Annotated in this window: 12 protein-coding genes and 1 pseudogene; 8 read left to right on the top strand and 5 right to left on the bottom strand. The window is 71.1% G+C overall.

Going from position 1 to position 16,575, the window contains the following annotated elements; genetic code table 11:
• Window positions 1-1,158, bottom strand: coding sequence for an ROK family protein (locus tag ACZ7IB_RS14200; protein WP_470912663.1), 1,158 nt, complete (start codon window positions 1,156-1,158; stop codon window positions 1-3).
• Window positions 1,159-1,314: 156 nt separating this feature from the next.
• On the opposite strand from ACZ7IB_RS14200, the gene ACZ7IB_RS14195 reads away from it, so the two are divergent.
• The 4 genes and pseudogenes from ACZ7IB_RS14195 to ACZ7IB_RS14180 form a co-directional block, all read left to right on the top strand.
• Window positions 1,315-3,432, top strand: coding sequence for an alpha-galactosidase (locus ACZ7IB_RS14195; protein ID WP_470912662.1), 2,118 nt, complete (start codon window positions 1,315-1,317; stop codon window positions 3,430-3,432).
• 43 nt (window positions 3,433-3,475) lie between these two features.
• Window positions 3,476-4,336 carry an alkaline phosphatase family protein gene (locus ACZ7IB_RS14190; protein ID WP_470912658.1) on the top strand — a complete coding sequence of 287 codons (861 nt, stop codon included), beginning with the start codon at window positions 3,476-3,478 and terminating at the stop codon, window positions 4,334-4,336.
• A 90-nt stretch (window positions 4,337-4,426) separates the two neighbouring features.
• Window positions 4,427-6,274 carry a glycoside hydrolase family 36 protein gene (locus tag ACZ7IB_RS14185; RefSeq protein ID WP_470912654.1) on the top strand — a complete coding sequence of 616 codons (1,848 nt, stop codon included), beginning with the start codon at window positions 4,427-4,429 and terminating at the stop codon, window positions 6,272-6,274.
• A gap of 59 nt (window positions 6,275-6,333) precedes the next feature.
• A pseudogene (locus ACZ7IB_RS14180) lies at window positions 6,334-6,607 on the top strand (IS256 family transposase); the annotation flags it as partial.
• A gap of 398 nt (window positions 6,608-7,005) precedes the next feature.
• Here ACZ7IB_RS14180 and ACZ7IB_RS14175 read toward each other — a convergent pair.
• From ACZ7IB_RS14175 to ACZ7IB_RS14160, 4 genes are all read right to left on the bottom strand, one after another.
• Complete coding sequence (locus tag ACZ7IB_RS14175) at window positions 7,006-7,860, bottom strand: DUF3592 domain-containing protein (RefSeq protein ID WP_470912651.1); 855 nt, start codon at window positions 7,858-7,860, stop codon at window positions 7,006-7,008.
• A gap of 287 nt (window positions 7,861-8,147) precedes the next feature.
• A complete protein-coding gene (locus ACZ7IB_RS14170; protein ID WP_470912649.1) occupies window positions 8,148-8,633 on the bottom strand; it encodes a hypothetical protein in 486 nt (161 codons plus the stop codon).
• A 1-nt stretch (window position 8,634) separates the two neighbouring features.
• Window positions 8,635-8,913 carry a hypothetical protein gene (locus tag ACZ7IB_RS14165; protein WP_470912648.1) on the bottom strand — a complete coding sequence of 93 codons (279 nt, stop codon included), beginning with the start codon at window positions 8,911-8,913 and terminating at the stop codon, window positions 8,635-8,637.
• Window positions 8,910-9,335, bottom strand: coding sequence for a hypothetical protein (locus ACZ7IB_RS14160; RefSeq protein ID WP_470912645.1), 426 nt, complete (start codon window positions 9,333-9,335; stop codon window positions 8,910-8,912). The genes ACZ7IB_RS14165 and ACZ7IB_RS14160 overlap by 4 nt, the downstream gene beginning before the upstream one ends.
• A gap of 369 nt (window positions 9,336-9,704) precedes the next feature.
• On the opposite strand from ACZ7IB_RS14160, the gene ACZ7IB_RS14155 reads away from it, so the two are divergent.
• From ACZ7IB_RS14155 to ACZ7IB_RS14140, 4 genes are all read left to right on the top strand, one after another.
• The gene (locus tag ACZ7IB_RS14155) at window positions 9,705-11,075 is read left to right on the top strand and encodes a hypothetical protein (RefSeq protein ID WP_470912644.1); all 1,371 of its coding nucleotides are present in this window, start codon (window positions 9,705-9,707) and stop codon (window positions 11,073-11,075) included.
• The gene (locus ACZ7IB_RS14150) at window positions 11,072-12,361 is read left to right on the top strand and encodes a hypothetical protein (RefSeq protein ID WP_470912642.1); all 1,290 of its coding nucleotides are present in this window, start codon (window positions 11,072-11,074) and stop codon (window positions 12,359-12,361) included. The genes ACZ7IB_RS14155 and ACZ7IB_RS14150 overlap by 4 nt, the downstream gene beginning before the upstream one ends.
• Window positions 12,362-12,364: 3 nt before the next feature.
• Window positions 12,365-15,286, top strand: coding sequence for a CHAT domain-containing protein (locus tag ACZ7IB_RS14145; RefSeq protein ID WP_470912641.1), 2,922 nt, complete (start codon window positions 12,365-12,367; stop codon window positions 15,284-15,286).
• A 344-nt stretch (window positions 15,287-15,630) separates the two neighbouring features.
• Window positions 15,631-16,200 (top strand): DinB family protein, encoded by a 570-nt coding sequence (locus tag ACZ7IB_RS14140; RefSeq protein ID WP_470912638.1) that lies wholly within the window; start codon window positions 15,631-15,633, stop codon window positions 16,198-16,200.
• Window positions 16,201-16,575: the final 375 nt, after the last annotated feature.

Below are 16,575 nucleotides of genomic sequence, written 5' to 3'. Positions count from 1 at the left end.
TCAGGGGAAAAGGGCCTGGATGCCGACGACGGCGGCGCCGCGGGCCCACTCCTCCCAGGGGAGCGGACGCAGGGTCAGCGGGCATTTCGCCGCTGCTTTGAAGCAGTGCGCTTCGTAGGCGTCCCTGATGTGCATTCCGAAAAGGTCGTAGGTGTCGAGCCCCTCGCCTGTGACGACGACGCGCTCGGGACCTACGAGGTTCACAAGTGTGGCGATGCCGACGCCGATGGCGTGGCCCGCCCTCGCGAAGACGCCCTGCGCGGCGGGGTCTCCACCACGGGCGAGCTGAACGGCGCCGTCGAAGTCCAGGTCCGGGTCGTCGGTGGCACAGCGGATGGCGGCGAGGACGGCATCGCTGGAGGCGATGGCCTCGACGCAGCCGACCTGGCCGCAGTGGCACCGTGGCCCGGCCGGGTCGATGCTGATGTGCCCCATTTCTCCGGCGACGCCGTACGCGCCGGCGACCAGCTCACCATTGATGACGATCCCGGAACCGATCCCCGCTCCGATGGTGACCAGCGCGAAGTACTCGGTGCCGATGCCCTCGCCGAACCAGTGCTCGGCGGCGGTGATGGCCTTGACGTCGTTCTCCACGGTGACGGTCAGGCCGGTCGCCGCGGCGACGGTCTCGGCCAGCGGCACGTCGCGCCAGTTGGGGAGCACGGAGTAGCGGACACGCCCGCAGGGGCGGTCCACGTCGCCGGAGACCGCGATGCCCAGGTGCCGGGTGCGGGCCCGGTACTCGGGTTTCGCGTCGAGAAGTTCGGCGACGAGTTCGGTCAGCAGCCCACATACGGCGGCCGGGTCGCGGTCGCCCAACGGTCGGCTGGCGGTGGTGCGCATGTGGGCCCGCAGGTCGCAGACCGCGCCGAAGAGGGTGTCAGCACTGATCTTCACACCGACGACGAACTCCCGGTCGGGAGTGACGGCCAGCGGGTTCACGGGGCGTCCGGCCCCTGGAGCGGTGCGCTCCGGGGGAAGTTCGTGCAGGTAGCCGTCGTCGATGAGTGGTCGCGCGGCCTTGGTCACAGCGGTCGAGGACAGACCCGTCCGGCGGGCCAGCTCCACCCGGCTGAGCGGGCTTTCGGCCAACAGCAGGGCGAGGATGGCGGTTTCGGCCGGTGCCGTCACCAGTGGTCGCGAGTGGTTTGGAAACACGGCGGCAACCTACGATAAATAAATAACTTCGTCCAGTATTGATTTTCTCGTTCGAGCGGCCCTACGCTCTGGCCCAACTCCGGCCACTTCAAACGTCATTCGGCGTTTCCGTTTGCCCGGGTCCTCACCGACGCTCGACACCCCTCGGGACCTCCTGTGCCTCCCACGCCCTCATCCGTTTCCTTCGACCCCACCCGCGGGCTGGTGGTCCTGCGGACCCCGAACAGCGTCTACGCCGTGCGCATCGGCGCCGACGGCAGCCCCCGGCATCTGCACTGGGGGGAAATGCTCGACACCGACGCCCTCTGTGGACTGCCCGCGCCCACCTCACCTGCCGCGAGCAGCTTCGAGACAGACCCCACCCCGGACGAATTGGCCCCGCAGACCGGTGCGCGGTTCGGGCCGGCCGGCCTCCAGGTGCGGTTCGCCGACGGCACCCGCGGCGCCCAGTGGTCCTTTACCGGCCACACGGTCCGGGACGGAGAACTCTGCCTGCAACTGGCCGACCGCCGCTACCCGTTGGCCGCCGAACTGGGCTACCGCGTCCGCCCCGGCAGTGACGTCATCGAGCGCTGGGTGGAACTCACCCACACCGGAGCCGACGACTCGGGCCCCATCACCGTCGACCGGCTGGACTCGGCCTCCTGGACGCTGCCGCCACTGCCCGACTACCGGCTCAGCCACCTCGTGGGCGGCTGGAACAGCGAGTTCCAGCTACAGCGCGACCGGCTCCCGGTCGCCGAGACCGTGCTCACCAGCCGCCGCGGCGTCACCAGCCACCACGCCAACCCCTGGCTCGCCCTCGACGACGGCACCGCCGACGAGGAACACGGCGAGGTCTGGAGCACCGCCCTGGCCTGGAGCGGAAGCTGGCGCATCACCGTGCACCGCGACCCGGTCGGCCGGACCACCTGGACCGGCGGCTTCGGCCACGAAGGACTCAGCTGGACCATCCAGCCCGGCCAGAGCCTGCACACACCCGTCTTCGCCGGCCTCTACACCCCCGGCGGCTTCGGCGCCGCCAGCCGCGCCTGGCACACCCACATCCGCACAAGCGTCCTGCCCGCCCCCGACCAGGACCGGCCCGTCGTCTACAACTCGTGGGAAGCCACCGGCTTCGACGTCGGACAGCCCGGCCAGCTGCACCTGGCCCGGCTGGCCGCACGTCTGGGCGCCGAACTCTTCGTCCTCGACGACGGATGGTTCGGCGGCCGTACCAGCGACCGGGCGGGCCTCGGCGACTGGACACCCCGGCCCGAGGCGTTCCCCGACGGGCTGCGCCCACTGGCCGACGAGGTGCACCGCCTGGGCATGGCGTTCGGGCTGTGGGTGGAGCCGGAAATGGTCAACCGCGACAGCGACCTCTACCGTGCCCATCCCGACTGGGTCGTCCATGCGGCGACTCGGGACGCGACCGAACTGCGCAACCAGCTCATGCTGAACTTCGCCCGCCCTGACGTCGAGGCCTGGGCCCATCGGACCCTGGACCAGTTGGTGCGCGACCACGACGTCGACTGGTTCAAGTGGGATGCCAACCGGGTCGTCACCGAAGCCGGATGGGCCGGCCATCCGGACCCCGACCGGCTGTGGATCGACCACACCCGCGCTGTCTACCGGATCATGGACCGCCTCCGTTCCGACCACCCCGGCCTTCGCATCGAGGCCTGCGCGGGCGGCGGCGGACGGGCCGATCTCGGCATCCTCGCCCGCACCGACCAGGCCTGGACTTCCGACAACACCGATCCCGTCGACCGGATCAGCATCCAGCACGGCTTCAGCCAGCTCTTCCCCGCTCAGGCCATGGCGGCCTGGGTGACCGACAACCCCAATGTCACCACCGGCCGCACCACCCCTCTCCGGTTCCGCTTCCATGTCGCCATGGCCGGAGCGCTCGGCCTCGGCGGGGATCTCACCGCCTGGTCCGAGGAGGAGCTCGACGAGGCCACCGCGCTCGTCATCCGCTACAAGCAGATCCGCCCCCTGGTCCAGCACGGCCGCCAGTACCGCCTCCACGGCCCCGACGGAGTGACAGCCGTGCATCATGCGTCCCAGGACGACACCGAACACGCCGTCCTCGCCTGGCGCCCCGCAACCCGCTTCGGCCACCCGGCCCCCGGGCTCGCCCTGCCGGCCCTGGACCCCGCGGCCCGCTACCTCGACATCGACGAGGGCATCACCCACAGCGGCGCCGTCCTGACCCGCCGGGGCATCGACCTGCGGCTACCCGCCGGCGACTACGCCAGCCGCCTGATCCGGCTGCGCCGTACCGTCTGACCCCCGCCCCCTTCTCTCCCCGACCCACGAAGGAACCGAGAACATGCCCACACCCCGCGTCCTGGTCGTCGGAATCGACGGCGTCCGCCTCGATCTGCTGCCGATGCTGGAAACGCCCAACCTCGACGAACTCGCGAACGCCGGCTTCCTCGCGCCCGTCCACATCGACGACGACACACCGACCATGTCGGGCCCCTGCTGGACCACGATCGTCACCGGTGTCGGCGTGGCCAAGCACGGAGTCTGGGGCAACAACTTCACCGGAAACCGGCTTGGGGTGTTCCCCGACTTCACCACCCGGCTGGCCGCCGAGCAGGGGCTGCGGACCTTCGCGGCCGGCGGTTGGGAACCCCTGTTCCTGGCCCGGCAGGGCGGCCCGGTCTTCGCGGCCCCGAGCAGGCTCGCCTACATCGCTCCGCGCGAGGACACCCCGCAGGGCTGGGAGGAATGCGACCAGAGCGTGACCGACGAAGCCGTAAGAATTCTCAGCTCCGGCGAAGACCTCGACGCCTCCTTCGTCTACCTCGGCGCTGTCGACGAGACCGCCCACTTCCTCGCCTGCGGAGCCGAGTACCGAAGCGCGATCGAGACCGCCGACCGGCAACTCGGACAGCTTCTCACCGCCGTACGTGAACGTCCCGACGCCCGGTCCGAGGAGTGGACCATCATCGTGGTGACCGACCACGGCCACCGCGACGAGGGCGGCCACGGCGGTCGCAGCACATTGGAGCGCACCGCCTGGATCGCTGCGAACGGCCCCGGTATCGCCTCCACCACCCCACCGGACAGCCTCCGCCACGCCGATGTCGCCGCCCACGTCTACGCCGCCCTGGGGATCACGCCCGACCCGCACTGGACGCTCGACGGACGGCCCTTCCACTCCCTCACGCCACAGACCGCCTGACGCCGGCAGGAAACCGCCGGCCGGCGACCCCAAGGCGCGGCAGCCAACCACAAGGACGCCCCACTCGCGTCCCGCAGAGAGGTCCCCTCCGTGGATACCACGTCCCTCGACTCCATCGACTTGGCCGCCTTCGACCCCGGCCAGTGGGAAGACGGCGCGAACACCCTCGATGTGGGCGACACCCGAATCAGCCTGCGTACCCTCGCCGACAGTGCCACCCTGACCCTGCAGCACGACGGCGCTGCCGGGACCGACGTTCTCGTCACGGCAACGGCGGACGGCACCGTGACCCTGCGCCTGGACGTCCCACTGGGCGACGCCGTGGGCTTCTGGCACCCCGACGCCGGCTGGGAGCGCACCCTGCCCGCCGACTGGTCGGCATGGCGCGGCCTGTCACTCGTACGATCCGCACCCGTCGGCTGCCTCTACGACACCGCCGGTCGCAGCCTGCTCGCCCTCGCCACCGACCGCACCGTCCAAGAGACCTGGATCCGCTTCGGTGTCTCCGAGGAGCGCAAGCGCTTCGGCGTGTGGCTGCGCCTCCCCCTCGACGCCGGGCAGACCTGCCGAGTCCGCATCCCCGCGCCGGGCACCACCATGGCTGCCGCCCTCCGCCGGCTCCGCCAGTGGCTCGCCTGTCTGCCCGACGGAGAGCCGCTGCCCGTTCCGGAGTTCGCCCGGACGCCCGTCTACTCGACCTGGTATGCCTTCACCCAGGACATGACCGCGGCCGAGGTCGAGGAAGAGGCCGCCCTCGCCGCCGCCCTCGGCTGCGGCCAACTGTTCCTGGACGACGGCTGGCAACTGCACGGCAACGGCCGCGGTTACGCGGGCTGCGGCGACTGGCAGCCGGACCCCGTCAAGTTCCCCGACTTCCGCGCCCACATCAGAACCGTTCGCCAGACCGGACTGCGCTACACCGCCTGGATCGCCCCGCTCCTCCTGGGAGAGCGCTCCTGCGCCTACCAAGCCTGGGCACCGTACGCGCCGCACCACGTCCCGCACCTCGACTGCCACATCCTCGACCCCCGCCACGCCGAGGTGCGCGCGCACATCGCGGACACCTGCCGCACCCTGGTCGACAAGTACCAACTCGACGGCCTGAAAGTCGACTTTCTCGACGAGGCCATGGCCTACGCCGCCGCACCCGCACCCGACCAACCGGCCCCCGGTTACACCCCGGACGTCGGAGAGGCGATGGCCGCGCTGCTCGCCGACATCCGCGACGCCCTGCGGGCCCTGCGCGGCGACCAGTTCGTCATCGAGCTGCGCCAGCCCTACACCGGGCCGGCCATGACCGCACTCGGCAACGCGCTGCGCGCCACCGACTGCCCGGCCGATCCCGTCGCCAACCGCATCCGGACGCTGGACATCGCGCTGCTCGCACCCGGCGGAGCAGTCCACTCCGACATGCTGATGTGGGATCCGCAGGCAACACCGGAAAGCGTGGCCCGCCACTTCCATGGGGCGCTGCACTCCGTGCCGCAGATCTCCGCCCGCCTCACCCGGCTCTCCCCGAACCACCGCGACACCCTCGCATTCTGGCTCGCCACCTGGCGTCGACTGGCTCCCGTCCTCACCTCCGGCCACTACGAACCCGGCCGCCCGGACGAACTCTTTCCCCAGGTAACGGCCACCTGCGGAAACCAACGGGTCATCACCAACTACACCGACAAGGTCATCCCCCTCCCCACCGAGGCCTGGCGTTCTCTCTCCCTCATCAACGCCCCCACCGCTTCACGGATGGTGCTCGACGTGTCCGGACCACCCCGCCGGGTCTGCGTACAGACCTACGACGCCCAAGGCCGATTGCAGCAGGCCACGGCTCTCTCCCTCACACCAGGCATCCACACGATCGAGGTACCGCCCTCCGGATTGTGCGTCCTCGACGGGAGTGTCATGAATCAGGTGCTGACTCTCCACGAAGGAGTCACCTGATCGAGTCCGCTGAGGGCGTGTCGCTTGCCGGGTCCGGCGAAGGGGTCCAGGGTGCCGACGTGAAGTCGGTGCCGGTATCCGTGAACGGTCTGTCCGTCGAGCTGCTGGAGGAGCCGGCCGCGCTCGCGGCGGAGCGTACCGCCGAGGGCGGGCTGCGGCTGACGGGCGAGGGCGGGCTGTTGCCCGAGCCGGCCCAGCACCTCATGCAGGCCGCGCTGGAGACCGAGACGGACCAGCCACCCGGCCGCGGGGGCCGGACAGGCCGGCGGACGTGGGTCACGTTCGGGCCGCAACACCCGCAACGTCTACCGGACCAAGAAGGTCATGACGGAAGAAGACTCGACCGCATCGGCTGCACGATGAAGGACATCCATCGTTGGGTCTACGACACCACTGACCAGAACGTCCGTGTCGCGACCGCCGGCAGTCGCATCGACAGCGACGACGAAATGTTCGGAATCCAACTCAGCCTCCGCGCCTGCATGGCCGATTGCGGCCCGGCCTCGGCCTCGCCCAGCAGATGGTGGACGATCTGCGCGAACCGGAGCCCGCCGCCCGGGTGTTCTGGCAACCGGTCGAGGACTACGACAACATGATGCCCGGCGGAGCACACGAGGCGGCCCCTCAGTCCCAGGGGGCCCGTCCGACCGCCCTGCCGAAGCCGCCCGGTCGAGCCGCTGTTCACGCGCCCGTCGGCGAACGTGCCTCGCCCCGCGACGTGGCCTGAGGCGTCACAGCGTGGCCGCGCCCGTCACGATCGCCGCTGTTCCGGTGAGCAGGAGTGTGACGATGAAGGCGATGCTCTTCGCTCCGGAGCGGCGGTCGGCTGCGGGGTCGGGCGTGTAGACGGCCGGATCCGTGGGGGCGTAGTGGATGGTGAGGTCCCGGCCGAGGGACAGGCCCGGGTCGGGGATGCCGTCGCGGGACAGGACAGTGACATGGGCGCCCTGACGGGTGGTGAATATGACGACGGGGGCGTGGCTCACGATCTCGCCGGCCTCCCCGTCGGTGTAGACGTCCTTGGTGACGGCCACGACATGCGCCGGGACGGCGACGGCCGAGGCCAGCAGGGCGTTGCGGGCGCGCACCGCGCGGATGTCGGGGCTGATCGCCGCGAGGGCGGTCAGCAGGGCGCCGAAGCCGAGCAGTGCCCACGGGTAGCCCCAGACGACGGTCGCATGGATCACCAGCCCGATGAGGAGCAGGACGACCGCGCAGTTGGGGACGTTGCGTCCGCTCTTCTCGCCCGTGGTGTCGATCACGATGAGGAACCGGTGCGGTTGCCCGGGTGGGTAGCGCACGTCAAGTTCCCGGCCCACCCAGGCTTCCTGGATCGCGTCGCCGTGCCTGCCTGCGTTCGGCAGGGTGAACTCCTGCCCGGTGGCCGGGTCCTGGAACGCGATCGTCACCGGTATCCCTGGCTTCTTGGAGTCGCCGTGGGCCGGCTGCGCCACTTCTGCGATCCGCGCCTTCACCCATACCGCTCGCTGGGCCCGGGTCACTCCGGCGAGCGAGCGCCCGTAGCCGAGCAGCGCCAGCCCCGCGGGCACCACCCACCACAGCCCCAGTACCTCGTAACTGCTCATCCGAGCCCCTGCCCTTCTCCGCGGAAGGCAGCCCGCGGGACGCTTCTGCCGCGCACCCGGCACACGGGCCGCGCACGCATGGATAAACCCCGATGTCCGGATGCCGGGAGGGAGGCCGAGGAGGAACTGCGGATGCTCGACGCCGTACGCTCCGATGACGACGGCCATGACCTCGCGGAACCTCTGGGCCAGTGCTGCGCCGACTTTCCCACCGACGGCTGGGACTCCTGAGCCGACTTCGCCGCCGCGCCGTCCCCGCCGCCCATCTCCTCCGCGGGCGAGGCCGCTCAGAGCTCGACACGGAACCGGCCGCCGGACGGGTCGACGACGGCTGGGAGTCGAAGGCCTACGCGCAGGGCGGGATGATGCGAGCGCTTCCAGGTCGTCTCGAACGTCCGCAACCCCGGCCCGCTGACCCGTAGACCGACCGCGACGCCGGATTCCTCGCCGCTCCAGTCGAAGTCGGTCAGGTCGGTGATCTCCGCGGTCGCCGGAACCCCGACGGCGTCGAGCCGCCGGTTGTGCTTTCTGCCGACGACAGTGTTGCCCCAGAACCCCAGGCCTACGGGAACAAGGACCACCGTGAACACGATGCCCATGACCGTGAGCTCCGCGCCGGTGAGGACGGCGAAGCCCAGCATGACCGGACCACACAGGCACATCACCGCGGCAGCGATGTACAGGGTCGCGGCTTCCCCCGGGCCGACCTGCGATATCTGCGCCATCTGCGTCGGCTTGCGGCCGGTCCCGTCCCTGTCCCCGTCGTCGGCCATGTCAGTGCTCCGAGCCCTCGGGCCGGCTCCGCGCCAGCCGGTCCGCCAGGGCTTGCAGGCCGACGAGCCGGTGCGGGTCGTACAGGATGGAGTGGCGTCTGCCGTGCTTGGTGGTGATCGTCAGTCTGCGGCTTCGGCCGGGACGGAACTCCAGACGAGGCTCCTCCCAGACGTGGTACCGGGCGGCGTCGGTGTAGCCGAACACCTCCAGCACCCGGCCGTCGAAGGAGAGCAGGACGGAACCGGTCGCCGGCGCTTCGTGCAACGGCGTCGGGGTCACGGTGCCACGCCGTCCCCGGCATAGAGGTAACCGCCGGGCCGGGCGGGGTCGGACACCAGCAGCACCTGGTCGCCGGTGCGGGGGATCCGCAGTTTAGAGACGACGGTCTGGAGGGTGATCCGGTCCGTGGTCCCGGACGGTTGCAGGACCAGGTCGACGACCGGGTCGAAGTTGACCAGTTTGCCGGTGTCGCTGATCGATACGACGAGGGCGGGTATGGTCGGCGCTCCCATGGCGAGCAACCGCCGGACGTCCAGGCCGGAGTTGTACGCACCGATCGACTGCTGGACTCTGGCGAAGTCCTCGTCCCCGAGGAATGCACGCGTGGCGCGGCCGTAGAAGCCTTTGCCGCCGGCCACCTTGCCGGCGATCTCGGCCGCCCGTTCCTCGCGGTTCTGGCGACGTTTCCTGAAGATTCCCATGACGGCTCTCCTTCTGGTGATGTCCGGTGCGGTTCGGACGCGGGGGTTGGCCGGCAGCCGGAGGGCGACCTCGTTCTCGGCGTTCGGCAGGTACGGGACGGTGACGACGCGGCCGCTCCGGAGGCGGCCGGTCAGGCGGGCGGGGAAAGGCCGTTGGACGGTCGCCTCGTACGACGATCCGCCGGGGCGGCTGACGAGTTGCCCGGCGACCGAGGTGACCGTCCCACGGCCGGTGTCGCACGGTTGACCGTCCTGGTCACGGATTCCCTCCTTGCCGTCGGCCCGGTCTGACGGTGTGGACGCTAGCGGCCAGGGACACCTACCGATCCCAGGTTCGCCCGCCCGTTCCGGACGACGTACTCTCCTCACATGCCGCCTCCGAGCCAGCAGACCGGCGAGCGCCTCCCGCGCGCCATGGTCATCGACCTGGCCTGGCGTGGCCTCGGCCCGGGGCTGGAGTCGCTGAGCGGCCCCGGTGGCGCACCGTTGACCCGGACGGTCAAGCTGATCGTGCTGCCGCTGATCGTCAGGCCGGCGCTGCATCCTGAACTCGCGGCGGACTTCCTCGGACCGGCGCAGGCAGCGCGCCTGGACGCGCTGATCCGGGAGTCAGGTACGCGTCTTGAGGCGACGGCGCAGTGGTTCACGCTGCTCAAGAGGATCCGCCGGGCTCTGTGCATCGTGGCGGGCAACCCTCAGGATCTGTACTTCCAGCGGTGCTTCGAGTTGGCCACCGAGCACGGAAAGCCCTCGGCCGGTGCGGACGCGGTGGCCAGGGCCGTGGTGGAGGACGTGGTCGGCGCGGCCGGCGGACGCACGGTGGAAGTGCTGAAAGACCATTTGGCGGACGCTGTCCGGCGCGCCCGGCTCGACGAGGAACTGGCCACCGCGTGGGAGAGTCATCAGCCGGCCCCGGCCGCCGACGCGGTCGCGGTGGTCGCACTCGCGGCCGAGGTGCTGGAAGCCTGCGGTGCGCCGGGGCGGTCGCGGAACTCGACGGAGTACACGGCCATGGTCGAGGCGGGACACGGAGGATTGTTCGGCCGGGCCCTGTGGGCGGATGCGAGCGGTGTCTGGGGCCGCGACGAACTCCCGGTCCATCTGGGGCTGACCGCGTGCCAGGTGCCGCCGTGTCCGGAGGCCGGGCGGGGTGCCTCGACGGCCACGCTTCCCGCGCCACTGGACCGCACGCTCTTCGAGCGGCTCTTCGTCGTTCTGCAGTCGTCGGCCCGGCGCGAGGAACTGCCGACGGTGCCAGAGCTCGTGGGGCGGGAGGTCGGACGCAGTTGCGCTCCGCTCGGTCTGTACGACGAGAGCCTGCGCGTCGCCGTGGTCCTCGGCGGCCGGCTCGCGGTCGGTCTCGACCCGCTGGGCAGCGGGGATTCCGCGCTGGGGCGGACAGCGGCACACCGGGCCGTCAACAGCCGCTGGCGACGGGAGGCTTCGGTTCTTCGTGCACGCCGGATGACCGTTTCTCCCCGCCCGGACCCGGATGGCGGCGTCCTGGGTGCCCTCGCCAAGGACCTCCGTACCCCCTGGGCCGCGTACATGCGGCGGCTGTGGGTGCGGCTGCACGGGCGGGATGTCCGCGACGCACCGCTGGGCGACATCGCGTCGGCCTGGGCGGTGCTCGACGGGGTCGCCCGCTCGGTGATGATGGACCACCGCGCCAGGGTCCGGTCGGCGCTGCGCACGCTGTCGGCGACCGCCGCGGAAGCGGCCGAACGGAGCAGCGCGTGACGGCGCAGGCCGGCATCGACGTCCATGTCGCGCGGGGTGAGGACGGCACGATCCGGGTCGCCGCCGGTCATGTCCTCGGCCGGGCCGAGGACGGCAGCGACGCGGTCGCAGTGGGTCCCGGCTTCGCCGGGGCCGTTCTCGACGTCGCGGGCGCGGTTCTGGTCTGGCCGGTCCTCGGGGAACCGGGTTTGCCGGTGGCGGAGGTGCATGACGCGGGGCGGGCGCAGCAGTGGCTGTGGGCGGTCTACGGCGAGCGCACCGCCGCTGCCGTGCACGCCTGCGCGGCAGGGGAGCCGGCCGGTGTTCGGGTGACGGCGGACATGACCGCTCTCGCGGGCGGCGCCGCCCGGCTCGGCTTCGGGCACTGGGTGTCCCGGTGGTGGCCGGCGTCTTACACGGACGGGATACCGGCGCTCGAACCGGACGTGCTCGGCCTGGAGCTGGCCGCGCTCACCCACCGGTGCCAGCAGTTGTTCGACGACTTCGGTGATCAGCCCGATGACTGCGTGGCCGACCTGATCGAGGAGCATCAGGCCGCCCTCGACCCGCTGATCCAGTGGTGGTGCGCGGCACCGCAGCCGGCGGACACGGCACGCCACCTGGAGAGCGTCCTGCGGCTGATCGACGACGCGGCGGACAGCGCCGGGCTGGACGGGTCGGCGCTGCGCCGCCTCCGCTCATCCCTGGACCAGCGCCGTCCGGCCGGTACGCCGGTCGGCCCCGGCGCGCTGTTCGCACGGCACGACAACTACGCACTCGCGGCGGGCGAACTGCTCCTCGCGGGCGGCCGGGTGATCGCCCGGGGCTCGGGGACCAACGACTGGCGCCGCTACCCGCCCGGCTTCGTCGACGCTTCCGAGCACGCGGTGTCCTGGACCGCTCGCGCACTCGGCGCGCGACGGCGGATCGAGGTCGAGGTCGTCGCGCACGTAGCGGCACCCGCCGGCGGTGCGCCCCTCGTCGCGGAGGTCCGTGTGAACGGTGGTCTCCCGGACCGGGTGTTCCTCGCCAGACGGGACGACATGTGGACCGGCCGGGCGGATCTGGACCTGCACCTTCCGCCCGGGGGGATGCCGCCGCGTTTCGAGGTGGGTGTCCTGCTGCCCGGATTCGACCCGGGTCCGGGGCCCGAAGCCCGCGAAGACCGCGACGCGATCCGCGCGCTGGTCCGGCGGCGACTTGCGACCGCGGCACAGCCCCTGGCGTTCGACGCGTCGCCGCACGACGCGTCTTCGGGGCCGTTCCTTGCCGAGATCGCCGCTGCCGTCACCGGTGAGGACTACTGACGGATGCCGGGCGAGGACGAGGAGAACGCAGCGGTGATGCGACTGTACGGGGAGCCGTTCGACAGCGGCTTCGCCCTGGCCGAGGAGCATCAGCTGGCTGCTGATCCCGGGGCCGCGTGCGCCGTCTACGAGGAGTTGCTCACCGTGGCCGAGTCCATCGAGGACTCGCCCGACGTGCGGTTCCTGCGGGCGCACCTGCTGTCCGACATCGCGAGCGTCCGGCTCACCGCCACGGACCTGGTCGGGGCGGAGAAGGCCGTCGAGCGGTCCCGCGGCCTGCTGGACGGCATCGCGTCGGTGCCGATGGGGCCGCGTGGTCGTCAACTGTGGCTGGAAGTCCTGCTGAAGACGCTGCTCGCCAGGGCCGACCTGCTGCGCAGGACCGGGCGCCTGGACGAGGCGCTGGGGTGTCTGGACGAGGCGGCGGTCAGGCTGCCCGAATTCGACGATCCCGAGGGGCTGCGTACTTCCGAACTCGGCCTGAACCGGGTGCATCTGCTGATGGATCGGGGCGAGTGGGGAGCGGCCGAGGAGCAGGCATCGGCGCTGCTGTCCACCCTGCCGGCGACTGTCGTGGAGACCGTGCCGCGGCTGCTGACCGCCCTCGGCGTGATCTGCGCCTCGACCGGGCGGCTCGTCCTGGCCGAGGACTACTTCGCCCGAGCGGAGGACGGCTTCCGGGCGATGGGGGACACCGGTGAGCTGCAGTCGCTGGTCGCCCACCGGGCGTACGCCGCGATGCACCGGGGCGACCTCGACCTCGCGGAGCGGTTGTTCGCCGAGGCATCCGCGGCCTTCGAGCGGCAGGGGCGGTTCGGTGACCTGGCGGTCTGTGAACAGGCCCGTGGCTTTCTCGCCGGCAGGCGTGGCGACGCCACCGGCGCAGACGACCTGCTGGGGGCGAGCCTGGCCCGGTTCGAACGACTCGGCGCCTCGATCGCCGCCGCCGACACCATGCTGCTGGGTGCCCAGCACGCCTATGACCGGGGCGACGTCGAGGAGATGAAGCGGCTGGCCCATGAGGCCCGAGAGGTGTACCAGGCGCGGGAGGTGTACGAGCGGTGCGCACAGGTCGACCTCATGCTCGCGAAAGCCCTTGAGCACAACCTGAACCTCACGCACCACGGCGACCGCGAGACGGAGTCCATCGGCACCGCGCTCTCCCTCGCCCTTCCCGCCGCGCTGGCCCTGGAGGCGGCGCGCTACGACTTCGTCACCGCCCACGCGCGCAGTCAGTGGCTGGAACTGGCGGACGAAGCCATGCAGTTGGTCTTCCGCCTCGCCGTACGCCGACAGGACCAGGGGCTGCTCTTCGAACTGGTGGAACACCGTTGCGCGGGCGCCTCCCTGGCACTGGACCGTACGCCGCTGTCGCCGACGCGCACCTCGCTCTCGGGGCCGGCCGAGTCCGCCGCATCGGTCTTCCCGAGTGCGGCAATGAAGGCGTACGGGCATGTCGACGGCCCCATGACGCTCGGGGGTGTGGCGGCGGAGGCCGCTGCCTCCGTCGGCCTGCGCGTCGCGCCGCCGCCGAAGGTGCGGATGTCGCCGGAATCCGGCCGCGTCGCGCTCCAGGAGTACATCGCGGCGGCCGAGTTCCGCTATCACCGGCCGATCGTGAACGAGGAGGAGGTGCCGTTCTGGATCACCGACGATCTGACGAGCCGCCCGGTGGTCCAGGTCCGGCTGGCCGACGCCGGGGACCTGTTCATGACCTGGTCGTGGGCCGGCGGGGCCCGGGGGTTCGGCACCGGCCGCGGGCCCGGTGACGAAGTCGACCAGGCGGTCGGTGCACTGGCCGCCGCGCTACCGGGGGCGGGCGGCGGAGCGGAGGGGATACGGCGAGCGTTCGACTCGGGAGCGATGGCCGATCACCGGACCGAACACCGGCTCGCGCGGGTGCTGGCCGAGGCGCTGTGGCCGGAGGGGCTGACGGCGCAGATACGCCAGGTGTCGGCGCGGGCGGGCCGTCCGCTGGTACGGATTCAGCCGTCGTCCCGGGTCGCCCAGGTCCCCTGGGAACTGCTCGCCGTCGGCGACGACGATGTCCGACTCATCGATCTGGCGGACGTCGTGACCACCGCCCCGGTGTCGTTGCGGCGGCAGGATCCCGCCGCACGTCCGGCGCCGGACGCGGACACCGACGCCGACACGGTCGTTCTCGTCCTTGACCCCCGGGTGCCCGGATTCCGGGCCGACTCCTCGCTCGGCTCGGTCCTGGGACCGCCCGGCTCGGACCCGGAGCTGCTGTCGTTCGTCCAGAGCCGCCTCGACACGGGCGCCGTCGTACCGCCCGTCGCCACCCCGGCCGAGGCATTCCGCCGCACCGACCTGGACCGGGACTGGCTGAGCGGCATGCTCCGCAAGGGGGCGCGCAGACTGATGTACGTCGGGCACGTGAGCGGCGCGCCGGTCGAGGGCGGGCAGAGCGAGGACGGCACGCTCCATCTGTGCTGCGGTCCGGGGACCGACGGCCTGGCCGAGCCGATCCGCACCCATCGGCCGCTGTCCGCCAAGGACCTCCTGCTCGGCACGCTTCCCCTGCGCGCGGACGGGGAGCCGGGTGCGCGGATCTGGCCCGCGCCGTCCCGTGTCGCCCTCATCGGCTGCGAGAGCGGCGGCGATCTGCGGTTCGCCGAGTCGTTCGGCCTGGCGACAGCGATGATCCACAACGGTGCCGAGCTGGTCACCGCCACCCGCTGGGTGCTGCCCACCAGCTTCGCGTTCCACCGGCTGGCCGGCCTGGCCGAGTCCGTACGCCCGCTGTCGGAAGCGATCATCGCCGTCGACACCGCCCACGAGCACCGCGACCCCGTACACCGGCTCGGCCGCTGGCAGCGCGAGCAGCTCAACCGCTGGCGCGCCGGCGGCCGGATCGAGCACTCGCCCCTGCTGTGGGCGGCCATGACCTGCATCGTCGTGTGACCAGCAAGCGCGGTGCCGGTGGAGGCACCCGCACCCGGGACCGTCGACGTTCCCGTCCTGCAACCTGCACCCGGAGAGGACTTGCCCGGCCCTCGCCGAGCACCCGATCCTGCTCGTGACCGGTGGCCCGGGCGCCGGTAAATCGGTACTCCTGGCGCACTGTTTGGTCTGGGCCGACCCACTGCTGTCGCCGACCGTGCCCACCTGCGGCCCGCACCTTCCGACCGGGGCTTCCGATGCGGCGCTCCACTTGAAGGGGCACACCTGCCCCTCGTCCTCAACGGAGTCTGAAAGTGATCAACCTTGGGAAACCTGCTGGCGAACTTGGGCTCTCATGGACGAACATGGAACGTATGAGTGATCAACCCGGACGATGGAGCCGAGCAACCGTCTACCCCGACATGTGGGCTGACCCGGACGACGACCCGCGCAACAGCGAAGGAGCCAGTTCGGACGGCGAGCTCGCGACGCTGCAGGGCTTCCTGACGGACTACCGCATGACCCTGCGGATGAAGTGCGAGGGTCTGGATGCGGAGCAGTTGGCCCGTCGGTCGGTTCCGCCGTCGACGATGTCGCTGCTCGGCCTGCTTCGACACCTCGCCGAAGTGGAACGTGACTGGCGGAACTGGATCAGCGACGGTGATCCACTGCCGAAGCTGTACGGCGAGAAGGACGCGGACTTCGAGGGAGCCGTCGCCGAGCAGGCCGAGGTCGACGCTGCGTACTCCGCTCTGGAGCGCGAGCAGGCCGAGACCGACGCCGCGCTGGCCGAGCACCCGGATCTGAGCGAGCGTCTGGGGAAGGACGGGACCTCAGTTCGGGAGCTGATGGTGCACAGGGTCGAGGAGTACGCCCGCCACTGCGGGCACGCCGACCTGTTGCGCGAGCGCATCGACGGAAGGGTAGGCCAGTGAGGTTTCCTCAGTAGATAACTTCCATTGGTTGTTGAGGGCGAGGGCGAGGGCGGAACGGGTCACCGGTCCGCCCGGAGCTGAGGCATCAGCGTCGTCCTCCGGTGACAGCTGGTTGCTTCCAAGTGTCGGCCTGGGGAAGGTCGTCCCGACTCCACAGGCACGGGAGGGCGACGTGCCAAAAGCGCTTCCATGCTCCGGCGCCGTCCACCCTCGCTGCCGGCCGAGGGGCGGTAGTTGTATGTGACGGACAGCTTGGGCTGGTTGGCCGTGGCGTTCGCGGAGTTGACTCGCTTCCGCGCCTTGGTGTCGTCGGTGGCAGCCGCCCTCTTCGGCGCCTCGGGCGAGAACGCCCGGCTGACATGGTTGCCCAAGCGG

Source organism: Streptomyces sp. NPDC037301 (assembly GCF_055602785.1).
The sequence above is the reverse complement of the archived record's forward strand: the minus strand, read 5'-3'. Positions and strand labels throughout refer to the sequence as shown.

What these genes read in the sequence shown, in the direction of transcription:
- ACZ7IB_RS14190 (WP_470912658.1), top strand. Translation starts at nt 3,476, where the DNA reads ATGCCCACACCCCGCGTCCTGGTCGTCGGAATCGACGGCGTCCGCCTC.
- ACZ7IB_RS14175 (WP_470912651.1), bottom strand. Translation starts at nt 7,860, where the DNA reads ATGAGCAGTTACGAGGTACTGGGGCTGTGGTGGGTGGTGCCCGCGGGG.
- ACZ7IB_RS14170 (WP_470912649.1), bottom strand. Translation starts at nt 8,633, where the DNA reads ATGGCCGACGACGGGGACAGGGACGGGACCGGCCGCAAGCCGACGCAG.
- ACZ7IB_RS14160 (WP_470912645.1), bottom strand. Translation starts at nt 9,335, where the DNA reads ATGGGAATCTTCAGGAAACGTCGCCAGAACCGCGAGGAACGGGCGGCC.
- ACZ7IB_RS14155 (WP_470912644.1), top strand. Translation starts at nt 9,705, where the DNA reads ATGCCGCCTCCGAGCCAGCAGACCGGCGAGCGCCTCCCGCGCGCCATG.
- ACZ7IB_RS14145 (WP_470912641.1), top strand. Translation starts at nt 12,365, where the DNA reads ATGCCGGGCGAGGACGAGGAGAACGCAGCGGTGATGCGACTGTACGGG.
- ACZ7IB_RS14140 (WP_470912638.1), top strand. Translation starts at nt 15,631, where the DNA reads ATGGAACGTATGAGTGATCAACCCGGACGATGGAGCCGAGCAACCGTC.